15 protein-coding genes and 1 pseudogene are annotated in these 23,086 nt (G+C 61.5%); 3 read left to right on the top strand and 13 right to left on the bottom strand.

What is annotated here, in order from left to right:
* Window positions 1-11 precede the first annotated feature (11 nt).
* The 3 genes and pseudogenes from ACWR1S_RS10400 to ACWR1S_RS10390 form a co-directional block, all read right to left on the bottom strand.
* A pseudogene (locus tag ACWR1S_RS10400) lies at window positions 12-2,107 on the bottom strand (biotin/lipoyl-binding protein).
* Window positions 2,108-3,427, bottom strand: coding sequence for an efflux RND transporter periplasmic adaptor subunit (locus ACWR1S_RS10395; protein WP_454563409.1), 1,320 nt, complete (start codon window positions 3,425-3,427; stop codon window positions 2,108-2,110).
* Complete coding sequence (locus ACWR1S_RS10390; protein ID WP_454563408.1) at window positions 3,424-4,203, bottom strand: efflux RND transporter periplasmic adaptor subunit; 780 nt, start codon at window positions 4,201-4,203, stop codon at window positions 3,424-3,426. The genes ACWR1S_RS10395 and ACWR1S_RS10390 overlap by 4 nt, the downstream gene beginning before the upstream one ends.
* 170 nt (window positions 4,204-4,373) lie before the next feature.
* Between ACWR1S_RS10390 and ACWR1S_RS10385 the strand changes: the two genes are divergently transcribed.
* Together ACWR1S_RS10385 and ACWR1S_RS10380 are read left to right on the top strand one after the other, a co-directional pair.
* The gene (locus ACWR1S_RS10385) at window positions 4,374-4,739 is read left to right on the top strand and encodes a type II toxin-antitoxin system RelE/ParE family toxin (protein ID WP_454563407.1); all 366 of its coding nucleotides are present in this window, start codon (window positions 4,374-4,376) and stop codon (window positions 4,737-4,739) included.
* Window positions 4,732-5,037 carry an XRE family transcriptional regulator gene (locus ACWR1S_RS10380; protein ID WP_008080340.1) on the top strand — a complete coding sequence of 102 codons (306 nt, stop codon included), beginning with the start codon at window positions 4,732-4,734 and terminating at the stop codon, window positions 5,035-5,037. The genes ACWR1S_RS10385 and ACWR1S_RS10380 overlap by 8 nt, the downstream gene beginning before the upstream one ends.
* 61 nt (window positions 5,038-5,098) lie before the next feature.
* Here the strand turns inward: ACWR1S_RS10380 and ACWR1S_RS10375 are convergent, their stop codons facing one another.
* The 10 genes from ACWR1S_RS10375 to ACWR1S_RS10330 all read right to left on the bottom strand — a co-directional run bounded on the left by ACWR1S_RS10375 (window position 5,099) and on the right by ACWR1S_RS10330 (window position 18,488).
* Window positions 5,099-6,646 (bottom strand): efflux transporter outer membrane subunit, encoded by a 1,548-nt coding sequence (locus tag ACWR1S_RS10375; RefSeq protein WP_454563406.1) that lies wholly within the window; start codon window positions 6,644-6,646, stop codon window positions 5,099-5,101.
* On the bottom strand, window positions 6,643-7,713 hold the full coding sequence (locus tag ACWR1S_RS10370) for an HlyD family secretion protein (RefSeq protein WP_454563405.1): 1,071 nt from the start codon (window positions 7,711-7,713) through the stop codon (window positions 6,643-6,645). The genes ACWR1S_RS10375 and ACWR1S_RS10370 overlap by 4 nt, the downstream gene beginning before the upstream one ends.
* Before the next feature lie 27 nt (window positions 7,714-7,740).
* Window positions 7,741-9,279, bottom strand: coding sequence for an MFS transporter (locus ACWR1S_RS10365; RefSeq protein ID WP_454563404.1), 1,539 nt, complete (start codon window positions 9,277-9,279; stop codon window positions 7,741-7,743).
* Window positions 9,280-9,470: 191 nt separating this feature from the next.
* Window positions 9,471-10,388 carry a LysR family transcriptional regulator gene (locus ACWR1S_RS10360; protein WP_454563403.1) on the bottom strand — a complete coding sequence of 306 codons (918 nt, stop codon included), beginning with the start codon at window positions 10,386-10,388 and terminating at the stop codon, window positions 9,471-9,473.
* 174 nt (window positions 10,389-10,562) lie between these two features.
* On the bottom strand, window positions 10,563-11,429 hold the full coding sequence (locus ACWR1S_RS10355; protein ID WP_454563402.1) for an ABC transporter permease: 867 nt from the start codon (window positions 11,427-11,429) through the stop codon (window positions 10,563-10,565).
* A 20-nt stretch (window positions 11,430-11,449) separates the two neighbouring features.
* The gene (locus ACWR1S_RS10350; RefSeq protein WP_454563401.1) at window positions 11,450-12,310 is read right to left on the bottom strand and encodes an ABC transporter ATP-binding protein; all 861 of its coding nucleotides are present in this window, start codon (window positions 12,308-12,310) and stop codon (window positions 11,450-11,452) included.
* Between the two features lie 22 nt (window positions 12,311-12,332).
* The gene (locus tag ACWR1S_RS10345; protein WP_454563400.1) at window positions 12,333-13,229 is read right to left on the bottom strand and encodes a TauD/TfdA dioxygenase family protein; all 897 of its coding nucleotides are present in this window, start codon (window positions 13,227-13,229) and stop codon (window positions 12,333-12,335) included.
* A gap of 361 nt (window positions 13,230-13,590) precedes the next feature.
* Complete coding sequence (locus tag ACWR1S_RS10340; protein ID WP_034151794.1) at window positions 13,591-14,958, bottom strand: HlyD family type I secretion periplasmic adaptor subunit; 1,368 nt, start codon at window positions 14,956-14,958, stop codon at window positions 13,591-13,593.
* Window positions 14,948-17,104, bottom strand: coding sequence for a type I secretion system permease/ATPase (locus ACWR1S_RS10335; protein ID WP_454563399.1), 2,157 nt, complete (start codon window positions 17,102-17,104; stop codon window positions 14,948-14,950). The genes ACWR1S_RS10340 and ACWR1S_RS10335 overlap by 11 nt, the downstream gene beginning before the upstream one ends.
* A gap of 34 nt (window positions 17,105-17,138) precedes the next feature.
* Window positions 17,139-18,488 carry a TolC family outer membrane protein gene (locus ACWR1S_RS10330; protein ID WP_007918308.1) on the bottom strand — a complete coding sequence of 450 codons (1,350 nt, stop codon included), beginning with the start codon at window positions 18,486-18,488 and terminating at the stop codon, window positions 17,139-17,141.
* A 358-nt stretch (window positions 18,489-18,846) separates the two neighbouring features.
* On the opposite strand from ACWR1S_RS10330, the gene ACWR1S_RS10325 reads away from it, so the two are divergent.
* A partial coding sequence (locus ACWR1S_RS10325; RefSeq protein WP_454563398.1) for a retention module-containing protein occupies window positions 18,847-23,086 on the top strand: 4,240 nt, incomplete at its 3' end.

Raw genomic sequence — 23,086 nt, 5'->3', positions numbered from 1 at the left:
CGTGCTCTCCGTTAGAAACCGCTTTCCCTGACCCCCAGCGCCGCCATTCGCCGCCAGGCTACGCCGAGCAGTGACTCGCCGCTGCCCTGCAAAATCACAACACCGCGCAACGGTTGCGGCGGTGTCGGCGCGGTATCGAGCACGCTGAGCCGCGCGCCGTATTGCGCCTGCACCGGTTCGGCCCGCTGCTGTTGATCGCGGCGCACGGCAATCGGCCCGTGGTGATCGGAGGTCAGCGCCTCCTGATCGACGTAGGCCACGCCGTTGGTGTCGATTTCATTCAATTGCACGGCGAGTGCCGGGTGCATCGGGTCATCGGCGATGAAGCGGCCACTGGCCCCGGATTTGACTCGCCACAATTCGGCTTCGGCGAGATAACCGCGCAGGCGCGCGCCGTCTTCGACGACCCGGGCCAGTGCATCGCGGGTCGACAACCAGCGCCCGACCGTCATGTTCGGCAGCAGATCACGCACGCTGCCGGCCTGCGGTGCGCGCAGCAGCAAACGTTCGCGTTGCGCCGTCAGCCCGCGGTATTCGGCGACCGCTTCGGCCAATCGCTGCTCGACAATGCCTGCGTCGGCGGCGGTTTCGCTGCGACTGGCCTGACGACGCATCAACAGCTGCTGGATCTGGATTTCCCGACGCACGATCGCCAGCCGCGATTCTAGATCCGGCGACTCCAGTTCGATCAGCACATCGCCCTGAGCGACTTTCTGCCCGTCCGTCACGTTCACTGCTTTGACCCGCGCCGACGTCGGTGCATGCAGGGCACTGGCGCGCCCGGCCTCAAGCATCGTCGGCAATTCCACCGAACTGCGCCACGGCACGACCAGCACCAGCAACAATCCGAGCAGCGCCAACGCACTGAGCAACACGCGCGGGCCGTGCGCCTGTTCGCGGCGGCTCCACCACTGGCGCCACTCACGCATGATCGGCAGAAAAATGAACCACACCAGCTCCACCAGCATCAGGAAGATCCCCAACACCTTGAAGAACAGGTGATAGACCGCCAGTGCAATCCCGAAAAACAACGCTGCACGCCACAACCATGAGCCATACCCCCAGATCAGCAAACGCCGTTGCATCTTCGGCGACCACGGCTCCGGCGCCGGGGCGCCATAACCGAACAAAAACTCGCGCAGGCGCCAACGGCACAGGGCAAATGCGCGCCCCTGCAAGTTGTCGACTTCCCAGAAATCACTGATCAGAAATAACCATCAAAACGCATGAACGGATTGAGGTTGACCACCAGCGTGGTGATCCACGTGGCGCTGGCGAGCATGAACGCCGCTGTGCGCCCCGGTCCATCTGGCAGCAACGACCATGCGAGTAGCGCCATACACGCCAACAGCAATTCCGCGAGCACGCCGCCGGCACCGATCAGCAATCGCGCACGGCGATCATTGACCCGCCAGGCGTCGCTGACATCGGTGTAGAACATCGGCAGCAAGACCATGAACGCCACGCCCATGCTCTGCACTCGACACCCGGCGCGCTTGGCCATGAACGCATGGCCGAATTCGTGACAGAGCTTGGCAAAGAACAACGCCACGCCAAACGCCAATGCGCCGCCGAGGCTGAACAGGTGCGGAAACGTCCCGACAAAACGCTGCCAGTCGCGCGAGACCAGAAACACACCCAACGCCAGCGTCGCCGGTAACCCGTAGCGCAGCAGGCGCGGGCCGAAGCGCGCAAGCCACGGCCAGGCGCGATTGAGAAACGCGTCCGGGCGCCATAGCGGTATGCGGAAAAACAGGTATTGATGCAGGAGGATTTGCCACAGGCTTTGCTTTTGCGCCAATGCTTTGAGTCGATAACTGGCGCGCTGTTGATCGTCGAGCGCAGAGATCAAATCGTGGCCGCGCAGAAACGCCAGCAACTGCTCAAGCTCCGTGCCGTCCAGCGGCAAGCCAGGCTCACGATTGGCCGCGCGCAAGACTTCCTCAGCCTCACCCAGCGACCAGTGGCGCAGCAGACGCATCGCCGCCGCGCCGAGCTTGAAGTAACGCCCGCGCACCGGATCGGCGAGGGTCCAGCGCGGCGAACCGTCCAGGGCCGGCGCCGCGGGCGACAATTGCAGGTCGGCACGCAGGCTCGGCAGATTCATCTAGAGGCCCACGCTCTGGCGCAAACCGGCCAAAGGCCGGCGCAGCAGGTACAGCGCCAGCGGCGCGCGGTCGCCGAAGATTTTCGCCGTGCCGCGCAGACCGATGCGTGGCGGCGCCTCGGTAAAATTGGCGTCGAGCCGATAGGCCAGTTGACCGCCCGCCGTCGGCTGCGCCTCGTACGCCGAGCGTTCCAGTGTGGCGAGATGGCGCTTCAGCGGATCGCTGTCGAGAAACAACGCCACTTCGGCACCAGGCTCCAACGAGATCGCATCGCCCACCGCCAGTTCGATGCGCAGTTCGGCCTGGTTCGGATCGGCGATTTCCATCAGGCGCTCGCCGGTCTGTACCGGTTTGCCGGTCAAACGCTCGGCGTCGGCGAACACCGCGATGCCGTCACGTTCGGCGCGCACTTCGCTGCGCTTGAGCAGCTCGCGGGCGTAGTCACGTTCGGCGCGTTTCTGTTCAACGCGAGCGGCGAGCAAATCGACTTTTGCACTCGATTCGGCATCGGCAAACGAGCGCTGGGAATTGGATTTCAGCTCAGCTTCGGCCACACCCAACGCACGCTCGGCAACGTCGGCCTGCGCCTTGAGCGTGGTGCTTTCGAAACGCACCAGCACGTCGCCGTTTTTCACCGTTTGATTGGGTTTGACCCGAAACTCGGCGATCACCCCGTCCAGCGGCGCCGCCACCACGCGCCCGCCCAGTGGCACCACTTCGGCCGGGGCCAGCACCGATTGACGCACCGGGATCAACAGCCCGAGCAACAACACCGCGACCAACGCCACCTGACGTTTACGGGTCCAGCGCAGCCGCCAAGGTTTACGCGGTTGCAGCGCCAGCCAAGCGTGGCTGTAGGTGTCGCCCAATTGCGACAGCAGGACTTGTTCGGAAGGGTTCCACGGCACATCGCGGGCCAGCCATAAACCGCCAAACACCTGAGCGTCACGATCAACCAGCGGTAACCAGAACACCTGCGCAGCGGACAGACTGCGCCAGTCGGCCTGAATCGATTCGCTGAGCATCTGCGGCGCGATCACTCGCGCCTGCTTCAACACATCCTGCTTGAACAACTGCGCCACGGCCTGCTCGACGAACGCCACGAACGGCGCATTCGGCTCGACCGCGCTGACGCCCGTCACGGCGTGCACCTTGCCGGCGATCAATAACGCGGCATGACGAAAGCCAAACAATGCCTGGCCGTCATTGACCAGGCTGTAGGCCAGTTGCGCGGCATCACGGGCAGCGCGAGTCTGCCGTTCAAGGTCGAGAAACCGCGCGAACACCTGTTCAGCGGCGCCGCTCACCGGCGCGTTCACTTAAGCTCCGGGAAACGCGCGGTACCGCTCATGCCAGCGAGCAAACCTTTGGCTTCGGGGAGTGTTGCGACCAGCAACAGGGTCTGGCTGCCCTCATCAATTCGCGCGCCGAGGCGTTTGACCGTGGCGTCGATCGGCTGGCCGGTTTCATCGGGAACGAAGCTGAAGGTCTGGCCGGGCTTGAGTCTGGCCATCCAGCGCGACGGCACCAGCAGATGAATTTCCAGAGTGCGGTTATCCACTACATCGAGCAGCGGTGCGCCGGCTGGTACGCTCTCATAGCGCTGCACTTTACGCTCGACCACTTGCCCGTCGAACGGCGCAATCACGCTGCAGCGTTTGACCTGCACTTGATACACCTGGGATTGCGCCTGGGTTTCGCTGACCTTGGCCTCGGCCCGCGCCACTTCGAAACGCCCGACGGAATTGAGTGCAGCCAACTGTTTGTTGTGCGCCAGCTCTTCACCGGCACCCCGGCTGGCCGCTTGTGCGGCATTGAGCTGTGCTTGATAAGCAGAGCAATCGAACTTCGCCAGCGTATCGCCCTTCTTGAACGACTCGCCCTCGCTGAACGGCAACTCGACAATCCGCCCGGAAAGCTCACTGGCCAGCGTCGCCTGATCGCGCGCCCGCAACACCCCCCGCGCCTCACTGCTCGCGGTGGCCGCCGCCGTCCCCGGATGATCCAGCAGCGGATCGTCTGGCCCGGGCGTTTGCGCCTGAACTGCACACGTTATTAAGGTCAATCCGATAACCCAACCGCGAAAACGCTGCATAACCGCTACTCCCTGACGGATGTGCGGAGTCTACGACAGCGGGGGTTAGCGTCAAGCGAAAGGCCATCATTGCATCGCAATCCTTGCTGTAGATCGATTGAGGAGCTATGGTCAACCTATCGAAAATATAACCTTGATGGAATATTCCATAACACTCATATTCGATCCCCATGAATTGGGATATCGAATACACCGACGAGTTCGGCGACTGGTGGGAAGATCTGACTGAAAACGAGCAGAGCTCCGTGGCTGCGAGCGTGAAACTGCTGGGGCAATTTGGCCCAGGGTTGCGCTTTCCGCACAGCAGCGCGATCAACGGCGCGCGGCATGGCCATTTACGAGAACTGCGAGTTCAACATGCCGGACGACCCTACCGCATACTCTATGCGTTTGATCCAAGACGCTGTGCGCTGCTATTGATCGGTGGAGACAAAACCGGTCAGGATCGCTGGTATGAAGTTAACGTTCCGCTCGCCGACCGACTGTACGATGAGCATCTCAATACATTGCGCAAAGAGGGTTGTAAAAATGGCTAAGAAATTTGCCGAACTCGAGGCGCGCATGACCCCCGAAGCCCGGGAGCGCGCCCATTCGATCTACGAACAACACATCAAGGAAATGCCGCTGAACGAGCTGCGTCAGGCCAAAGCGCTGAGTCAGGCAACGCTTGCCGAAACGTTGCATGTCAATCAGGCCGCGATCTCGAAGATGGAGCGGCGCACGGATATGTACATCAGCACACTGCGCAACTACATCCGGGCGATGGGCGGAGAACTTGAAATCATCGCCACGTTTCCCGACGGACAAATCAAGATCGAAAATTTCGCAGGCTGAGGTTCTGCCCACTCAGCCGTTGAAATGCTTTATTAGCCGAATTCGCCCTCTAGCGGAAACCTCAAAGCTGCGCCATCCCTCCTGCCGGATACACCGACTCCCACCCCCCACCCAGCGCCTTGTACAACCCGACCATCGCCAGCGAAACGCCGGTCGAGCTCTCCACCCACTGTTCCTGCGTCGCCAGCAACGCGCCTTGCACGGTGAGGACGTTGACGAAGTCGACCACGCCTTCGACGTATTGCTGTTGCGCGGTGCGCAGGGCGATCTGGTTCTGGCGCACGGCTTCGGCGAGGCTGTCGCGGCGGCGCTGACTGGCGTTGTAGGCGGTCAGTTGATCGTCGATTTCATGCCAGGCGCGCAGCACGGTTTGCTGATAGGCGACGGCGGCTTCCTGCTGTTGAGCTTCGCGCAATTGCAACACGCCACGCAGGCGTCCGCCGTCAAACAGCGGCAAGCTGAATTGCGGGCCGATGCCGAAGGCGCGCGAGCCCCACGAGCCGAAATCGCTGAGTTGCATGGCTTGTGAACCGAGGTTGCCCGACAGGGTGATGCGCGGATAGAAATCGCCCTTGGCCACGCCGATGTTGGCGGTGGCCGCATGCAGGCGCGCTTCGGCCTGGCGGATATCCGGTCGGCGTTCGGCCAGTTGTGACGGTAGGCCGATGGCAACTTGCAGCGGCGACTGCGGCACGGCGGCGTCTGTGGATAACTCCTTCGCGAGAGCCTGTGGTGGTTCGCCCATCAACAGGCTGATCGCATTGATCAGTTGCGATTGGCGTTGCTCCAGCGCCGGCAAGCGCGATTCGATGGCCGCGACCTGCGCAGCGGCTTCGGCGACGTCGAGATCAGTCGCCACGCCATCGGCCAGCCGTAGTTGCGAGAGTTTCAGGCTGTGCCGCGCGACGTCGAGGTTCTGCTCGGTGACGGCGCGGGTGTTCTGCACGCCGCGCAGTTGAATGTAGTTTTGTGCGGTGTCGGCGAGCACCGCCAGCAGCACCCCGCGACGGTCGTTTTCGGCGACTTCAAGGTTGGCGTCGGCAGCTTCGGTTTCGCGGCGCACGCGGCCCCAGAAATCCAGTTCCCACGAGGCGGAGAAACCGGCGTCCCACAGGTTGAAGGCGGAATCGCCGTTGTGTCCGGACGGGTCGCTCAGGCCTTTGCCGCTGTTGCGTTCGCGCGCGTAGCTGCCGGTGGCCGCAGTGTTTGGATAGCGGTCAGCGGTGATGACCTGGCGAGCGGCGCGGCTTTGTTGCAGACGGCTGCTGGCCAGTTGCAGATCGAGGTTGCTCTGCACCGCACGTTGAGTGAGCGCGGACAGTTGCGCGTCGTGGAAGACTTCCCACCAGCGTTCGTTGAGAGGTTCGCTGACGGCCTGGCTGGGGGCGGACTTGGCGGGTTTGGCCCAGTCGGCGATTTGTGGGGCTTCGGGCTTCTGAAAGTCAGGGCCGACAGTGCAAGCGGTGAGAGTTAGTGCGAGCAAGGCACTCAAGGTGATTTGCTGCCACGGGCCGCTTCGCGAGCAGGCTCGCTCCCACATTTTGGATTGCGTTTTCCCTGTGGGAGCGAGCCTGCTCGCGAAGGCGTTGGTTCGGTCAACACGGCTCATCGCTGAGTCACCTCACGCACGGACTTCTCTGAACTGCGCGTATCAATGCTCGCCTCCACCGACATGCCCACGCGCAACCGCTCGGCCAACGGCTGACCCGGTTCCAGGATGATTTTCACCGGAATCCGCTGCACCACCTTGGTGAAGTTACCGGTGGCATTGTCCGGTTTCACCGCCGCAAAGGTCACGCCCGTCGCCGGGGCGATACTCTCGACGCGACCACTCAACGCCTCGCCGCCCAGGCTGTCGACACGCACCTGCACCTCTTGCCCCGGCTGCACGTCAGTCAGTTGCGTCTCCTGAAAATTCGCCACTACATACGCCTGCTTCAGCGGCACCACCGCCAGCAACTTGCTGCCCGGCGTCACGTAAGCGCCGACGCGCACGGCGCGCTCGCCGATCATGCCGTCCTGCGGCGCGGTGATGCGCGTGTAGGAGAGTTCGAAACTGGCAATTTCCAGCGCCGCTTGCGCGTGCTTCAAACTGCCTTCGGCGGCATCGCGCTGAGCCATGAGAATCTCGACCTGCTTGCGCTCTGCCGCCAGTTTCGCCGTGGCGGTGTCGAGATGAGCCGTGGCCTGATCGATGCGAGTACGCGCCTGTTGCGCGTTCTGCACGGTGCCGGCACCAACGCCCGCCAAGTGGTTGTAGCGATTCAATTCCTGCTGGGCGAAAGACATTTCAGCCTTGGCCGACATAACCGAGGCTTGCGCTTGGGCGATCACCGAAGTCTGACGCTCCAGTGTCGCCTTGGCGTTCTGCAATTGCGCCCGCGCCACCAGGGTCTGCGCGTCCGCCGCTTCGGCTGAGGCGCGCAAATCGCGATCATCGATCAGCGCCAGCAACTGCCCGGCCTTCACTTGCTGGTTGTCTTCCACCAGCACTTCCTTGATGAAACCGGCGACACGCGGCACCACCAGGGTGTAGTCAGCGGAGACGAAGGCATCGTTGGTATTTTGCTGGGTACGTTTGCCAAACACGCCGGGCAGCGCCAGATACACCAGCACGCCGACCGCCAGCGCGGCCGCCACAGCCACCGCGAGTTTTTGCTTTGCTTGAGTCGTCATAAAAACCTTCATTGTTCAGTGCAGCAATCAGGTAGGCGCGCGCGGCGGAAAGATCCGCGTCGGCAGCCAGAAAATCAGCAGAATCAGCGCCACCGCGACGCCAGCCATGCACACGTAAAGATCGGAAGAGGTCAGCACCACAGCCTGTTCGTGCAGGCGATGGGCGAGGCCCGGATCGCTGCGATCGGCCAACGGCGAATTACCGAGGCTGTCGACCAACATGGTCGAGTGGAAATGCAGGCGCGATGTGGTCAGCGCTTCGATCACCCCGGTAGCGACCACGGCCGCCAAGCCTTTCACCGTGTTGAACCACGCGGAGGCGAACGGCCCGTCCTGCGGCTGGATGCTGCCGGTGGACAACATCAATAGCGGCAGCACCGACATTGGCTGGCCGAAGATCTGCAGCCATTGCAGAACGTAGAAGTTGTCGCGAATCCATTGCGCGGTCAGCAGCGAGCCACCGAGGCAGGACAGCACCAGCATGCTCAAACCGATTCCGAGCACCCAACGACAATCGACCCAGCGCAGGTTGCACAGCGCCGCCACCAACGGCAGCGCAATCAGTTGCGGCAATGCGGCGATCAGCATGATCGGCGCGGTCTGCGCCGGCCGATAACCCTGCACCTGCGCCAGATAACTCGACGGAATCAACACCACCGCTTGCAGCACCACCAGCACACCGGCCAATGTCATCAAGGCGAACGACAAGTTGCGGATACCGAGCATCTGCAACTTGAAAAACGGAACAGGTTGCGACCACTCGTTGATCAGAAACGCCACCAGCAGCAGCGAGCCGGCGCCGAGCAAGCCGCAGATCAGGCTCGACTCGAACCAGTCCAGGCGATTGCCCTGCAACACACCGATCACCAGCATGCAGATCGCCGGAAAGCCCAGCAGCAGGCCTTTCCAGTTAAATGACTTGAGACGCTCCAGACGCAGCGGATCCTGCGGGAGACCGTACGCCACCATCGCCATCGCGATCAGGCACGGCACGATGATTTGCCAGAACGTCCATTGCCAGCCGACGTATTCCGTCCACAAACCGGCCAGTGGCGTGCCGAGGCCCGGGCCGAATGTCGCCGTCAGTGCATAGCCGGCCAGGCCATAGAGTTTGATGTTGGCGGGCAGAAATCGTAGAGCAACAGTCATCAGCATCGGCGGCAACGCACCGCCGGCCAGACCTTGCAGGATGCGCATCAACAGCAGGCTTTCGTAGTTCGGCGCGAACGGGCACAGCACACCCAGCAAGGTGAACAGACCAATCGCACAAAGAGTGAAGCGGCGCAGCGAGAAAGTCACCGAACACCACGGCGCGAAGGCCATGGCCGCGACCGAGGTGGCAGTGTAGCTGGCAACCAGCCAGGTGCCTTCGTCGTAACCGATGCTCAGCGCGCCACGGATGTCGGCCAGGGCCACCTTGGTGACCATCTCGTTGAGGCCCGACACCAGCACCGCCAGCAGCACACCGACCAGGCCGATGATGATCCGCGCCCCGAATACCGGTGGCGTCACTGCCGTCGCCGGGCTGGCCGCAGCGATAGGCGCCGCCGCCGTCAGGGATGTCATGAATACTCACTCCGGAGGGAAAAATACCGGAGCATCTTAGTCGGGCTTGGCAATGACGAAAATTGACTTATTGGCAGGTTATAAGTGCGCTAGACGCAATCATTAAAAGCAAAAGATCGCAGCCTTCGGCAGCTCCTACAGGGATATGCATTCCAATGTAGGAGCTGCCGAAGGCTGCGATCTTTTGATCTTTAGGGTTGTGCAGCCAGCCACGTTTCGTCGCAGCAAGCCTTGAGGGTTTCGCGCAGCCAGCGGTGCGCCGGATCCTTGTCGAAACGCGGGTGCCAGGCCTGGGTCAGCATTAGCGTCGGCAACGGGATCGGCAGGTCGAACGAGCGCAGTTTCAATCCGAGCCGGCGTACGCTGAGCAGCGCCTCTTTAGGTACGGGCAAGATCAGATCGGAATCAGGCAAAGCAAACATCGCCGCATGGAAACTTGGCGCGATCACCGCCACACGGCGCTCCAGCCCCAGCGCATTCAGTGCCGTATCGATCGGGCCGCGCGCGATGCCGCGTCGCGACATGCTGATGTGGGAAAACCCGGCGTAGCGCTCGGCAGTGATTTCGCCGTCGAGCAATGGATGATCTTCACGCACCAAGCCCACGAAGTGCGTAGAAAACAGGTTCTGTACTTTGACTTCAGGGGTGACCGGCCGAGTGTTGCTGACGCTCAGATCGATGCGGCCTTCACGCAAGGCTTCATCATCGCCGTCGCCCTCCGGGACGAAGCGCAACTCGCAGTGCGGCGCCAGTTGATCGAGGGTGTCGAACAGCTTGCCGCCGTAGACACCGATGAAAAAGTCATTGGCGCGGATGCTGAAGCGCCGACGCAGCGTGCCGAGCTCCACCGTATCAGCAGAACGGAACAGCAGCGCAGCCTGCTCGACCACCTCGCGCACCTGCTCGCGCAACGCCAATGCCTTGGGCGTCGGCACCAGACCCCGGCCGGCACGCACGAGGATCGGATCGCCGATGGCCTCGCGGATTCGCGTCAGCGTGCGGCTCATGGCCGCCGGACTGAGGTTCATCCGCCGCGCGGCGCCGACCACACTGCCCTCGTCGAGCAAGGCGTCGAGGGCGACCAGAAGGTTCATGTCCGGGAGCTGCATGCTGAGCACTCTTGGCTGATCAGGATTGATCTAGGCGCAATGCTAGCAAACATCCTTCAGCTTTGGCGGCGCCTTCAAAGACGCCTTCGCGAGCAGGCTCGCTCCCACATTTGGAATGCATTCTCCTGTGGGAGCGAGCTTGCTCGCGAAGGGGCCAGACGCAACGCCACAGAACTACCGCTGCATCCCCCAACGCTTCACGGTCACCCGCTCCAGCGTATCGAACACCAGATTCTCCACCAGCAAGCCAATCAGAATCACCACCGCCAACCCGGCAAACACCTTGTCGGTGTACAGCTCATTACGGTTCTGGAAGATGTACCAGCCCAACCCGCCCTTGCCACTGGTCGCGCCAAACACCAGCTCCGCCGCAATCAATGTGCGCCAGGCAAATGCCCAGCCGATCTTCAATCCGGCCAGAATCGACGGCAACGCCGCCGGAATCAGAATAAAGAGCACCAGTCGCAACCCCTTCAAACCGTAATTGCGACCCGCCATGCGCAGGGTTTCGGAAACCCCGAGGAACCCGGCATAGGTATTCAGCGCCAGCGCCCACAACACCGAATGCACCAGCACGAAAATCAGGCTGTTCTGCCCCAAGCCAAACCACAGCAGCGCCAAGGGCAACAGGGCAATCGCCGGCAACGGGTTGAACATCGAGGTCATCGTGCTCAGCAGATCACGGCCCAACTGCGTCGACACCGCCAGCGTGGTCAGGGCAAATGCCAGCACAATACCGATTAGGTAACCCTTGATCAGCACCACCAACGATATCCACACCTTGGCCAGCAACTCACCGCTGAGCAGGCCCTCGAACAGCGCGTGGCTGGTCTGCAGGAAACTCGGCAGCATCAGGTCGTTGTTCTGAATCCGCGCGACCACTTCCCACACGACAGCGAGCACAATCAGGATCAGGCTTTTGCGCAGCCAGCCCTGCTGCCACAGCCGCGTGCCGAGCGACAGTTCACGCTCGACCGGCACCTCGGTCAGCGGCTCCAGCACAATCTCAAATTCTTCACGCACAGATGATGAATGGCTCATCGGGTAGTCCTCCTGGCCGCTCAATAGGCGATGCGAATGTCGTTGAAGTCGTGGTCACGCTCGGTTTCCGGCGACTGGCCTTCGTCGAACAGCAGACGATGAATGCGCCGCGCCGATTCCTGAAATGCCACGCCACCCAAGCTGTGCAGATCGTATTGATGACTGTGCACTTCGGCGCGCACCCGGCCCGGATGCGGCGAAAGGAGCAGGATGCGATTGCCGACCACCAACGCCTCTTCAATCGAGTGGGTGACGAACAGCAGGGTGAAGCGCACCTCCTCCCAGAGCAGCAGCAATTCTTCCTGCATCTTGCGGCGGGTCAGTGCATCGAGTGCGGCGAACGGCTCGTCCATCAAGAGGATCTTCGGCTGCATCGCCAACGCTCGGGCAATCGCCACACGCGCTTTCATGCCACCAGACAAGGTGTGCGGGTAAGCATCGGCAAACGCCGCCAGTCCGACTTTTTCCAGATAGTGCAGCGCGCGTTCTTCGGCTTCTTTTTTCTTTAGCGTTCGGGAGGCAAGCAGTGGAAACATCACGTTCTGTTTGACGGTTTTCCACGGCGGCAGCTGATCGAATTCCTGGAACACCACGATCCGATCCGGCCCCGGCGCATCGACGCGTTGGCCTTGCAGACGGATTTCGCCTTCGCACGGTTGAATAAACCCGGCGACCGCTTTCAGCAAAGTCGATTTGCCGCAACCGGACGGGCCGAGCAGCACGTAGCGATCGCCCGGATCGATTTCAAAACTGACTTGGTGGGTGGCGCGCACCACACGTTGCGGCGTGCGGTATTCGAGGCTGACGTGATCAACCGCCAGCAGCACGTCGCTGCGGGCGATCGGGTTGCTGGCCGCGTGGCCTGGCAAGGGAGCGTTCATTTTTTGATCAATCTCCGGCGAATCAGAAAGGCGCGTCGCCCTGAATGGTTGTGCGATACAGCTTGCGGCGCAGGTGCGCCGGGCAGCCGGCGGCGAGATGGATCAGCGAACGGTTGTCCCAGAACACCAGATCGTGAGGCTGCCACTGATGGCGGTAGATGTTTTGCGGCAGCACGCTGTGGGCGTAGAGCTCAGTTAGCAATTGCTGGCTCTCGTCGTCGGGCAGGCCGACGATGCGTGTGGTGAAACCTTCGCTGACGAACAACGCCTTGCGGCCGTTTTCCGGGTGCGTACGCACCACCGGATGCACCACTTCCGCAACCTGGGCCAGTTGCTCCGGGGTCAGCGTCGGGCGCCAGTTGCCTTCGAATTTGGTTTCGCTGTAACGCGCCGTGTAGGAATGCGCAGCGCTGCGGCCTTCAACCGCTTTGCGCAACGCTTCGGGCAAGCTGTCCCAGGCTTTGTGCATGTCGGCGAACAACGTGTCGCCGCCCTCGGACGGCAACTCTTGTGCATGCAGCATCGAGCCGAGACTCGGCAGCTCTTTATAGGAAAGGTCGGAGTGCCAGAACTTGCCGGCATCGCCGAGGCCAATGTTCTGGCCGTTTTCGATGATGTTGGAAACGATGAGGATTTCCGGGTGATTGGCTAACAGGAATTGCTTGAGCACGTGGATCTGCAACACGCCGAAGCGGCGGCTGAAGTCGATCTGCTGTTGCGGGGTGATTTGCTGGTCGCGGAATACCACGACGTGGTGATCCAGGTGCGCGCGATGGATGCGCGCAAAGTCTTGATCATTGATCGGCAGGGTGAGGTCGAGGCCAATGATCTCGGCGCCGACGGCACCGCTGAACGGGCGGATTTCAAAGGATTGCGGCGCGGCGGTCGCGGCGCTTGGGGAAGCAGTAGCTGCGGACATCTTTCCATCTCCCACGCACGGCGCGCTCACGGGCGCGCTCGTCGATCAGACACTCACGCTGGATTGCGTGTTGGTTCAGGTCGTGCGGCGCGCCGATTGGTCGGCAGGTACGCAGGGGGATGACTTTATAGCTATAAGAATCGGAAATTAAATACCGTTAATGAATAACGATATGGCGATTGGTGAGGAATGGACTGGATGGTGAGTGACGGTTTTTGTCACTTATTGACAGAGATGTGGTGTTTGGGCTGCCGCCATCGCGAGCAGGCTCACTCCTACAGTGATCGCATTCCATCTGGAGAAATGCGATTACTGTAGGAGTGAGCCTGCTCGCGATGAGGCCGGTAAGGCCGCTAGAGAATCAGCGCTCGTGCAACGCTTCTGCCCGCGCGCGGATGATCGGCTTGAGCAGGTAGCTCAACACCGACTTCTTGCCAGTAATGATGTCCACCGACGCAACCATCCCCGGAATGATCAGCAATGGCTTTTCATCAGTACCCAAGTGGCTGCGCTCAGTGCGCACCTTGATGATGTAGTACGTGGTTTTCTTGTCTTCGTCGGTGATGGTGTCGGCACCGATCTGCTCAAGCTTGGCTTTGAGCCCGCCGTAAATGGTGTAGTCATACGCGGTGAACTTGACGATCGCTTCCTGCCCCGGGTGCAGGAACGCGATGTCCTGCGGACGGATCTTCGCTTCGACCAACAAGGTGTCGTCCAGCGGGACGATTTCGACCATGTCGCTGCCCGGCTGGATCACGCCGCCGATGGTGTTGACCAGCAACTTGTTGACGATACCGCGCACCGGCGATGTCACCAGCGTCCGGCTGACACGGTCTTCCAGCGCCTTGCCGGTCGCGCTGGCCTTGTTCAGGTCGGTGCGCGCCTCATTGAGCTGGGTCAGCGCTTCGCTACGGAATTTGCCGCGCGTCTCGTCGATCTTGCGCTGCACTTCCTTGATCGCCGATTCGGCACGCGGGATGGCAAGCGTCGTTGCATCCAGCTGACCGCGGGTTTCCACCTCGGCACGCTTCAGACGTAGCACTTCCACCGGCGAAACCGCGCCCTGGGCCACCAGCGGCTCGGACATGTTGATTTCCTGCCGCTGCAAGCCGAGCTGCTGACGATACTGCGCCTGCTTGGAGCCGAACTCGCGCAGCTCTTGCTGACGCTGGATCAACTGTTCCTGCAAACCACCGATCTCATCGTGCAGTTGCTGACGGCGGCTGATGTACAGCGACTCTTCGCTTTTTGCCTGACCCGGCACGGCTTTGAGCACGTCCTCGGGGAAATTCAGCGGACGGTCATCGACCTCGGCGCTGAGGCGTTCTACGCGCAGCAGCATCGACAGGCGATCGGCTTCGGTTTCGCCGACGTTGGAGGCAAACCGTGTGTCGTCGAGGCGAATCAGCGGTGCGCCGGCCTCGACAATCTGGCCTTCCTTGACGAACAGCTCAGAGATGATCCCGCCCTCAAGGTTCTGGATTTTCTGAATCTTCGACGACGGAATCGCTTTGCCGTCGCCCTTGGTCACTTCGTCGATCACGGCGAAGTTGGCCCACAGCAGCAGAAAGATAAAGAAGCCGATGATCGCCCAGATGGTCAGGCGCACGACGCGCGGGGCGTCTTCGATCAGCGCCTTGTTGACCTCCGGCAGCGGCTGGCCCTGCAGTGATGCCGAGCCTTTGAAGTAGCGACGGATCGAATCCTTGAAACCCGACTTAAGCAACACTGATTTGCCCCTTCTTCAATGCTTCCATCACGGCGGCTTTCGGGCCATCGGCGAGAATTTGCCCACGGTCGATCACCAGCAGACGATCGACCAGCGACAACAGTGAAGCCCGGTGCGTCACCAGCACCACGGTCTTGTTTTCAATGACGGCGGCGAGGCGTTGCTTGAGGCGTTCTTCACCGGTGTTGTCCATCGCGCTGGTCGGCTCGTCCATCAGCAGGATCGGCGGGTTGAGCAACAAGGCCCGGGCCAGCGCGACGTTCTGTCGTTGACCGCCGGAGAGGTTCTGCCCGCGCTCGCCGACTTGCAGCTCATAACCTTGCGGGTGCAGACGGGCGAATTCGTGGACGCCGGCCAGTTCGGCCGCCTGCAGGACCAGCTCGTCTTCGACATAACGTGCGCCGGAGACGAGGTTGTCACGCAGGGTGCCGGCCAGCAGCTGGATGTCTTGCGGCACGTAACCGATGTTGTAGCGCAGTTCGCTGACGTCGATTTGGCGAATATCCACACCGTCGACCAGCAACGCGCCGTCGTCCGGCTGATAGAGGCCGACCAGCAGTTTCGCCAGCGAACTTTTGCCCGAGCCGCTGCGGCCGATGATGCCGATCTTCTCGCCGGGACGGATCACCAGATTGATGTTCTTCAGCGCCGGGTTCTGTTGTTCCGGGTAGGTGAAGTTGAGCTGGCGGCACTCGATCGCACCCTGCAAAACCTTGCGGCTCAGCGGGCGCTCTTCGAAATTGCGCTCTTGCGGCAGCTCCATCATCTGGTCGACCGAGGTCATGGTCACCCGCGCTTGCTGGTAACGGGTCAGCAGACCCGACAGCGACGCCAGCGGACTGAGGGCGCGGCCGCTAAGCATGTAGCAGGCAATCAGACCGCCCATGCTCAGGTTGCCGGCAATGATCTGGTAGACGCCGAAGACGATCATGATCACCCCGGCCAGTTGCTGGATCAGCAAGGTGATGTTCATCGCCAGACCGGAGAGCATTTTCACCCGCAGTTCGAGGCGGCTGAGGGTGCCGATGGTCTGTTCCCACTGATACTGGCGTTCGCTTTCGGCATTGTTGACCTTGACCGCGTCGAGGCCGGCGAGGGTTTCGATCAGGCTCGACTGGCGCTCGGCACCAAGGGCCATGGTGCGTTCCATGGTGGCCACCAAAGGCTTCTGCAGCGCATAGCCGATCAGCAGGGCAATCGGGAAGGCCAGCACCGGAATCCACACCAGATGCCCGCCGAGAATGGCGATGACGATGAAGATCAGAATGGTGAACGGCAGGTCGATCAGGCTGGTCAGGGTCAGCGAGGCGAGGAAGTCGCGCAGGCTCTGAAACTCGTGGATGTTCTGCGCAAAGCTGCCGACCCGCGCCGGGCGGTATTTCATCGACATGCCGACGATGCGTTCGAACAGTGTGGCGGAGATGATCAGGTCGGTTTTCTTCCCGGCCAGATCCAGGCACAGGCTGCGCAGGCTCTTGAGGATCAGGTCAAAGAGGTAGGCGCCGGTGATGCCCAGCGCCAGCACCCACAGGGTCGCTTCGGCCTGGTTCGGCACCACGCGGTCGTAGACGTTCATCACGAACAGCGGCGCGGCCATGGCGATGATGTTGATCAGGAAACTCGCGGCGATCGCATCGGCATACAGCCAGCGCGAACGCTTGAGGGTGTCGCGGAACCACGAGCGTGCACGCGGAATCAGCGTGCCGTGGTTGACGTCGAATTTGTGCTGCGGCTGGGCGAAGAAGACTTTGCCGGTGTAGTCGTCGGCGAGCAGTTCGCGACTGACGACGGACTCGCCACCGTCGGTTTCACTGAGCAGCACCCGCGCTTCGTTGTCACCCTGCCAGCCGAGCAGGACGGCGCTGCGGCCATCCTTGAGCAGCAGCAACGCCGGCATGGCGATCGCCGGAATCTCTTCCAGCTTGCGCTGTAGCACCCGACCTTGCAGGCCGGCGCGAGCCGCCGCGCGGGGCAGCAACTCGACACTCAGGCGTTGTTTGGGCAGCGGCAGGCCGGTGGTCAGCATCGCCGCGCTGGCGGGTTTCTGATGCAGCATGCAAAGGGCGAGCAGGCCGTCCAGTAACGGATCGTCGTGCAACGCGCGTGGATCATGACTGAGTTGAACTCGACTGACTTCTGATTCCACGCTCGACACTCTTTGACAGTTGAAAAGGGATAACTCAATTCATCCCAGGCAGCTGGACCTTGGGCTTGACGTCGTTTTGCACAACGGATGCCAACGGTGCGACCACTCCCTGGCTTCTGAGCAACTCGCCCATGGTCGCCTTGATTCGGTACTGAGTAAATAACTGAATGTTTTTGATTTCCGCCAGACGCCGCGAAGCGGTGAACAACTCGTTTTCGCTGTCGAGCAAATCGAGCAGGGTGCGTTCGCCGAGGCTGAACTGACGCTGGTAGGCGGTGCGCACCGAGGTGCTGTGATCGACGTATTGCTGCGCGATCGGCACCTGCGCGTTGGCGTTGTTCAAGGCGTTCCAGGCCAGGCCGAGCTCTTCGTTCAACTGACGCAAAGCGTTGTTGCGGATGTCCAACGCCTGGTTCGACAGGTACGACTTGGATTCCAGATCAGCTTTGTTGCTGCCACCGGAATAGAGGTTGAAGCGCATGCGCAACATCGCCTGCCATTCGTTGTTGTGGCCATTCTGGCCGTCGAGATCGTTGTCGGCGGTACGGCCCAGTTCGGCGTCGAAACGTGGGTAGAAGGTCGATTTGGCGGTTTCGTATTGCTTCTCGGCGGCGGCGATGTCGGACTCGGCCGAACGCAGGATCGGACTGTTTTCCAGCATCTGCTGGCGCGCTTCATTGAGGTTGGCCGGCATCATCGCCATGAACGGCGCCGGACGCTCGAGTTGATCGGGCATCTGGCCAACGGCGCTGAGGAAGTTGGTTTCCGAGTCAGCGAGGTTGGTCTGCTCGGTGATCAGGTTGTTGCGCGCCTGGGCCATCCGCGCTTCAGCCTGATCGAGGTCGGCACCGCTGCCAACGCCGCGTTGGGTGCGCAACTGGATCTGGTCGTAGATGCGCTGGTGGCTCTTGAGGTTTTCTTCGGCCAGACGCACAAATTCGCGGCGGGTCAGCACGTCCAGATAGACCTGGGCGACAGTCAGCGCGGTGCGCTCGGAAGTGCCCAGCAAGGAGTAAGCGCGCGAGTTGACGGTGGCTTGTTGACGCCCGACTTCGCTGGACGTCGCAAAACCGTCGAAGACCATTTGCGAGAGACGTAAACTTGACTCGCTACGGTTCAGGGTTTCGTAGTGGTTACCGGAATTGGCGCGGGTGGTGACGCTGTCGGTGCCCTCACGGCCATAACCGCCGAGCAGATCGACCTTCGGCAGGTATCCACCTTTTGCCGCTCTTAATTGATAATCCGCCGCCAAACGACTGTTGACCCCTGCCTGGATTTCCGGATGGACATCCAGTGCCTGCTGCATGGCTTCTGGTAAGGATTGTGCTTGTACAAAAGAGGCGGCGAGGGCGAAGGGTACGGCGAAAAGCAGGGGCGAACGCATGATAGGAATTTCCCAGAACTTCTTGTCTTGAATCACAGCAAAACGTGGCGCTGCGTCGGATGATGGCAACCAGATTGACCGTATGTCGGAAAGTTCAAAACAGGAACTGGATCACACGCTGAAGGACAGGTCGCCGCGGAAATATCAATGTGACATTAGTGGGGCGATTGTTTAGGATGGCACCCAGAAGGTCAATAGTTTGGCATAAAGTTAATAGCGAAAGAATCTAGCCAAATTATTGACGAAAAGACGCGTCAAACTTGTTTCGCAAATTTTTAAAGTACGTCCAGACTGAATCGGCGCCCATGCCATCAGGTCCATGGAAGTCAACTGAACGTGACACCCCGGAGAGTCTTCAATGAGCAGTGTTGTTGCCATCGTCAAAAGCATTGTCGGTCAGGTATTCGTGGTGTCCCCAGAGGGCGTCCGTCGGGTACTCGTTGAAGGCGATCGCCTGTTTGTCGGCGACCAGATCGACACCGGTCTGTCTGGCGCCGTGTCGCTTGAATTGGCTGATGGCCGCACCCTGGATCTGGGTCGCGAAACCCAGTGGAGCGCCACCGCGCCCGACTCCAGCACTGACTTGGCTGAGGCCACCGCGCAGGCTGCGCCGTCGGTAGCAGAACTGCAGCAAGCCATCGCCGCCGGTGTCGACCCGACTACCGCGCTTGACGCCACTGCTGCAGGCCCGAGCGCCGCAGGCACTGGCGGTGCCGCCGGTGGCGGTCACAGTTTCGTGATGCTCGACGCCACCGCTGGCCGCGTTGACCCGACCATTGGTTTCCCGACTGCAGGCATCAATGCTGCCGGTCAGGCCGGGCAAAACATCACCGGCGGCCAGACCACCGATACCACCACTAACGCTCTGCGTGAGTCGACCCTGAGCCTTAGCGCTACGCCGTCCATCACCGAAGCCGGCGGCGTGCTGGTCTACACCGCGACCCTGACCCAGGCGCCATTGACCGACCTGACCATCACCCTGTCCAACGGCGCGGTGATTGTGATTCCTGCCGGTTCCACCACCGGCACCGTCAATGTGCCGCTGGCGCCGAACGACACGGTTTATAACGACCCGAGCCAGATCGATGTGACCGTCACCGGCACCACCGGCGGCAACGGCATCACCGTGACGCCGCCAACCACCCCGGCCACCACGCAGGTCACCGACACCATCGACACCACCACCGTCACCCTGACGGCGGGGCCGAGCGTCACCGAAGGCGGGCAGATCACTTACACCGCAACCCTGACCAACCCGGCGCAAACCCCGGTGACCGTCACCCTGTCGAACGGCTCGACCATCACCATCGGCGCCGGCCAGACCACCGGCACCGTCAACGTGCCGACCCCGGCCAACGACGTCTATAACAACGGCAGTACCGTCACCACCACCATCACCGGTGCCAACGGCGGCAACTTCGAAAACCTGGTGCCGAACCCGACGCCGGCGGTGACCACCATCACTGATTCGATCGACACCACTAATCTGACCCTGACCGCCACCGGTACAGTGGTCGAAGGTGGCCAGATCACCTACACCGCGACCCTGACCAATCCGGCGCAAACCCCGGTCACCGTCACCCTGTCGAACGGTTCGACCATCACCATTGAAGCCGGCCAGACCACCGGCACCGTCAACGTGCCGACGGCGGCCAATGACGTTTACAACAATGGCGGCACCGTCAGCACCACCATTACCGGCGCGACCGGTGGCAACTTCGAAAGCCTGGTGCCGAACACCACGCCAGCCACTACCACGGTGACCGATTCGATCGACACCACCAGCGTCAGCCTCACCGCCACCGGTACGGTCGTCGAAGGCGGCCAGATCACTTACACCGCGACGCTGACCAATGCCGCGCAAACCCCGGTGACGATCACCCTGTCGAACGGCTCGACCATCACCATTGAAGCCGGCAAGACCACCGGCTCCGTCAACGTACCGACGGCGGCCAATGACGTTTACAACAATGGCAGCACCGTCAGCACCACCATCACCGGCACTAGCGGCGGTAACTTTGAAAACCTGGTGCCGAACACCACGCCAGCGACCACCACCATTACCGATTCGATCGACGACACCAACCTGTCGCTGACAGCGACCGGGACCGTGGCCGAAGGTGGTTCGATCGTTTACACAGCAACCTTGACCAATCCTGCCGGGACACCGGTGACCGTGACCCTGAGCAACGGCTCGGTGATCACCATCGACGCCGGCAAAACCACCGGCTCCGTGACCGTTCCGGCGCCTGCCGATGACGTCTATAAAGACGCCGGCAAGGTTGAAGTGACCATCAAGGACGCTTCCGGCGGCAACTTCGAGAACCTGGTGCCGAGCACCGTTCCAGCCGTGACCGAAGTCACCGACACCATCGACACCTCGACCGTTAAATTGACGGCCGACACCTCCGTCGCTGAAGGTGGCACCGTCACTTACACCGCTACCGTTGGCGCGCCGGTGACCGGTTCGCCTGTTGTCGTGACCTTGGCCAACGGCCAGAGCATCACCATCGAAGTCGGCAAAACCACGGGCACTGTGACCACCACTGCACCGAATGACGCGTTGACCGGCAATGCGCCGCTGACCAACTCGATCACTGGCGTTTCGGGCGGTAATTACGAAGATCTGGTGGCCGACAAGACCCCGGTTTCGACCAGCGTTACCGATGTTGCCGATACCACCAACCTGTCCCTGAGCGCCACCGGCTCTGTGGCTGAGGGTGGTTCGATTGTTTACACCGCCACGCTGACCAATGCAGCCGGTTCGCCCGTCACTGTGACCTTGAGCAACGGCTCGGTAATCACCATTGACGCCGGTAAAACCACCGGCACCGTGACCGTCGCCGCACCCGCCGATGACGTCTACAAAGACGCCGGCAAAGTCGAAGTCACGATCAAGGACGCCACGGGCGGCAACTTCGAGAATCTGGTGCCGAGCACCGTTCCGGCCGTCACCGACGTAACCGATACCGTCGACACTACCACGGTCAAACTGACCGCCACCGAGTCGGCGGCTGAAGGTGGCACCGTCACTTACACCGCCACTGTTGGCGCTCCGGTGACCGGTTCGCCTGTGGTCGTGACCCTGGCCAATGGTCAGAACATCACGATTGAAGTCGGCAAAACCACCGGCACCGTGACCACTACTGCACCGAATGACGCGTTGACCGGCCATGCACCGATCACCAACGCGATCACGGGCGTGAGCGGCGGCAATTACGAAGACCTCGTCGCCGACAAGACCCCGGTCAGCACCACTGTTACTGACACCACTGACACCACCGACCTGACGCTGAGCGCAACCGGCACAGTGGCCGAAGGCGGCCAGATCACTTATACCGCGACCCTGACCAACGCCGCAGGCTCGCCTGTCACCGTGACCCTGTCGAACGGCTCGGTGATCACCATCGAGGCCGGCAAAACCACCGGTACTGTGACCGTCGCTGCACCTGCCGATGACGTCTATAAAGACGCGGGCAAAGTCGAAGTGACCATCAAGGACGCCACGGGCGGCAACTTCGAGAACCTGGTGCCAAGCACCGTTCCAGCCGTCACCGACGTCACTGACACCATCGATACCTCGACGGTCAAACTGACCGCCACCGAGACGGCGGCTGAAGGCGGCACTGTGACCTACACCGCTACCGTGGGTGCGCCGGTCACCGGTTCGCCTGTCGTGGTGACCCTGGCCAACGGCCAGAACATCACCATTGAAGTGGGCAAAACCACCGGCACCGTGACCACCACCGCGCCAAACGACGCGTTGAACGACCATGCACCGCTGACCAACTCGATCACCGGCGTAACAGGCGGCAACTACGAAAACCTCGTGGCCGACAAAACCCCGGTCAGCACCACCGTGACTGACACCATTGACACCACCGACCTGACGCTCAGCGCCACTGGCACCGTGGCTGAAGGTGGTTCGATCGTTTACACCGCGACCTTGACCAACCCGGCTGGCACCCCGGTGACCGTGACCCTTTCGAACGGTTCGGTCATCACCATCGAAGCGGGCAAGACCACTGGCACCGTGACCGTTGCGGCCCCAGCCGATGACGTCTACAAAGACGCCGGCAAAGTCGAAGTGACCATCAGGGACGCCACGGGCGGCAACTTCGAGAACCTGGTGCCAAGCACCGTTCCAGCCGTGACCGACGTCACTGACACCATCGATACTTCGACGGTCAAACTGACCGCCACCGAGACCGCGGCTGAGGGCGGCACTGTCACCTACACCGCCACCGTCGGCGCGCCAGTCACCGGTTCGCCTGTCGTCGTGACGTTGGCCAACGGCCAGAACATCACCATCGAAGTCGGCAAAACCACCGGCACCGTGACCACCACCGCACCGAACGATGTGCTGACCGGTCAGGCGCCACTGACCAACTCGATCACCGGCGTGACCGGCGGCAACTACGAGAACCTCGTTGCCGACAAGACCCCGGTTTCGACCACGGTCACCGATACCGTCGACACCACCCACTTGTCGCTCAGCGCGACGGGTTCGGTTGCTGAAGGTGGCTCGATCATCTACACCGCAACGCTGACCAACGCGGCTGGCTCGCCAGTCACCGTGACCCTGTCGAACGGCGCCG

Source organism: Pseudomonas sp. AIG, from assembly GCF_977020205.1.
This window is presented reverse-complemented; position numbering and strand designations above follow the sequence as displayed.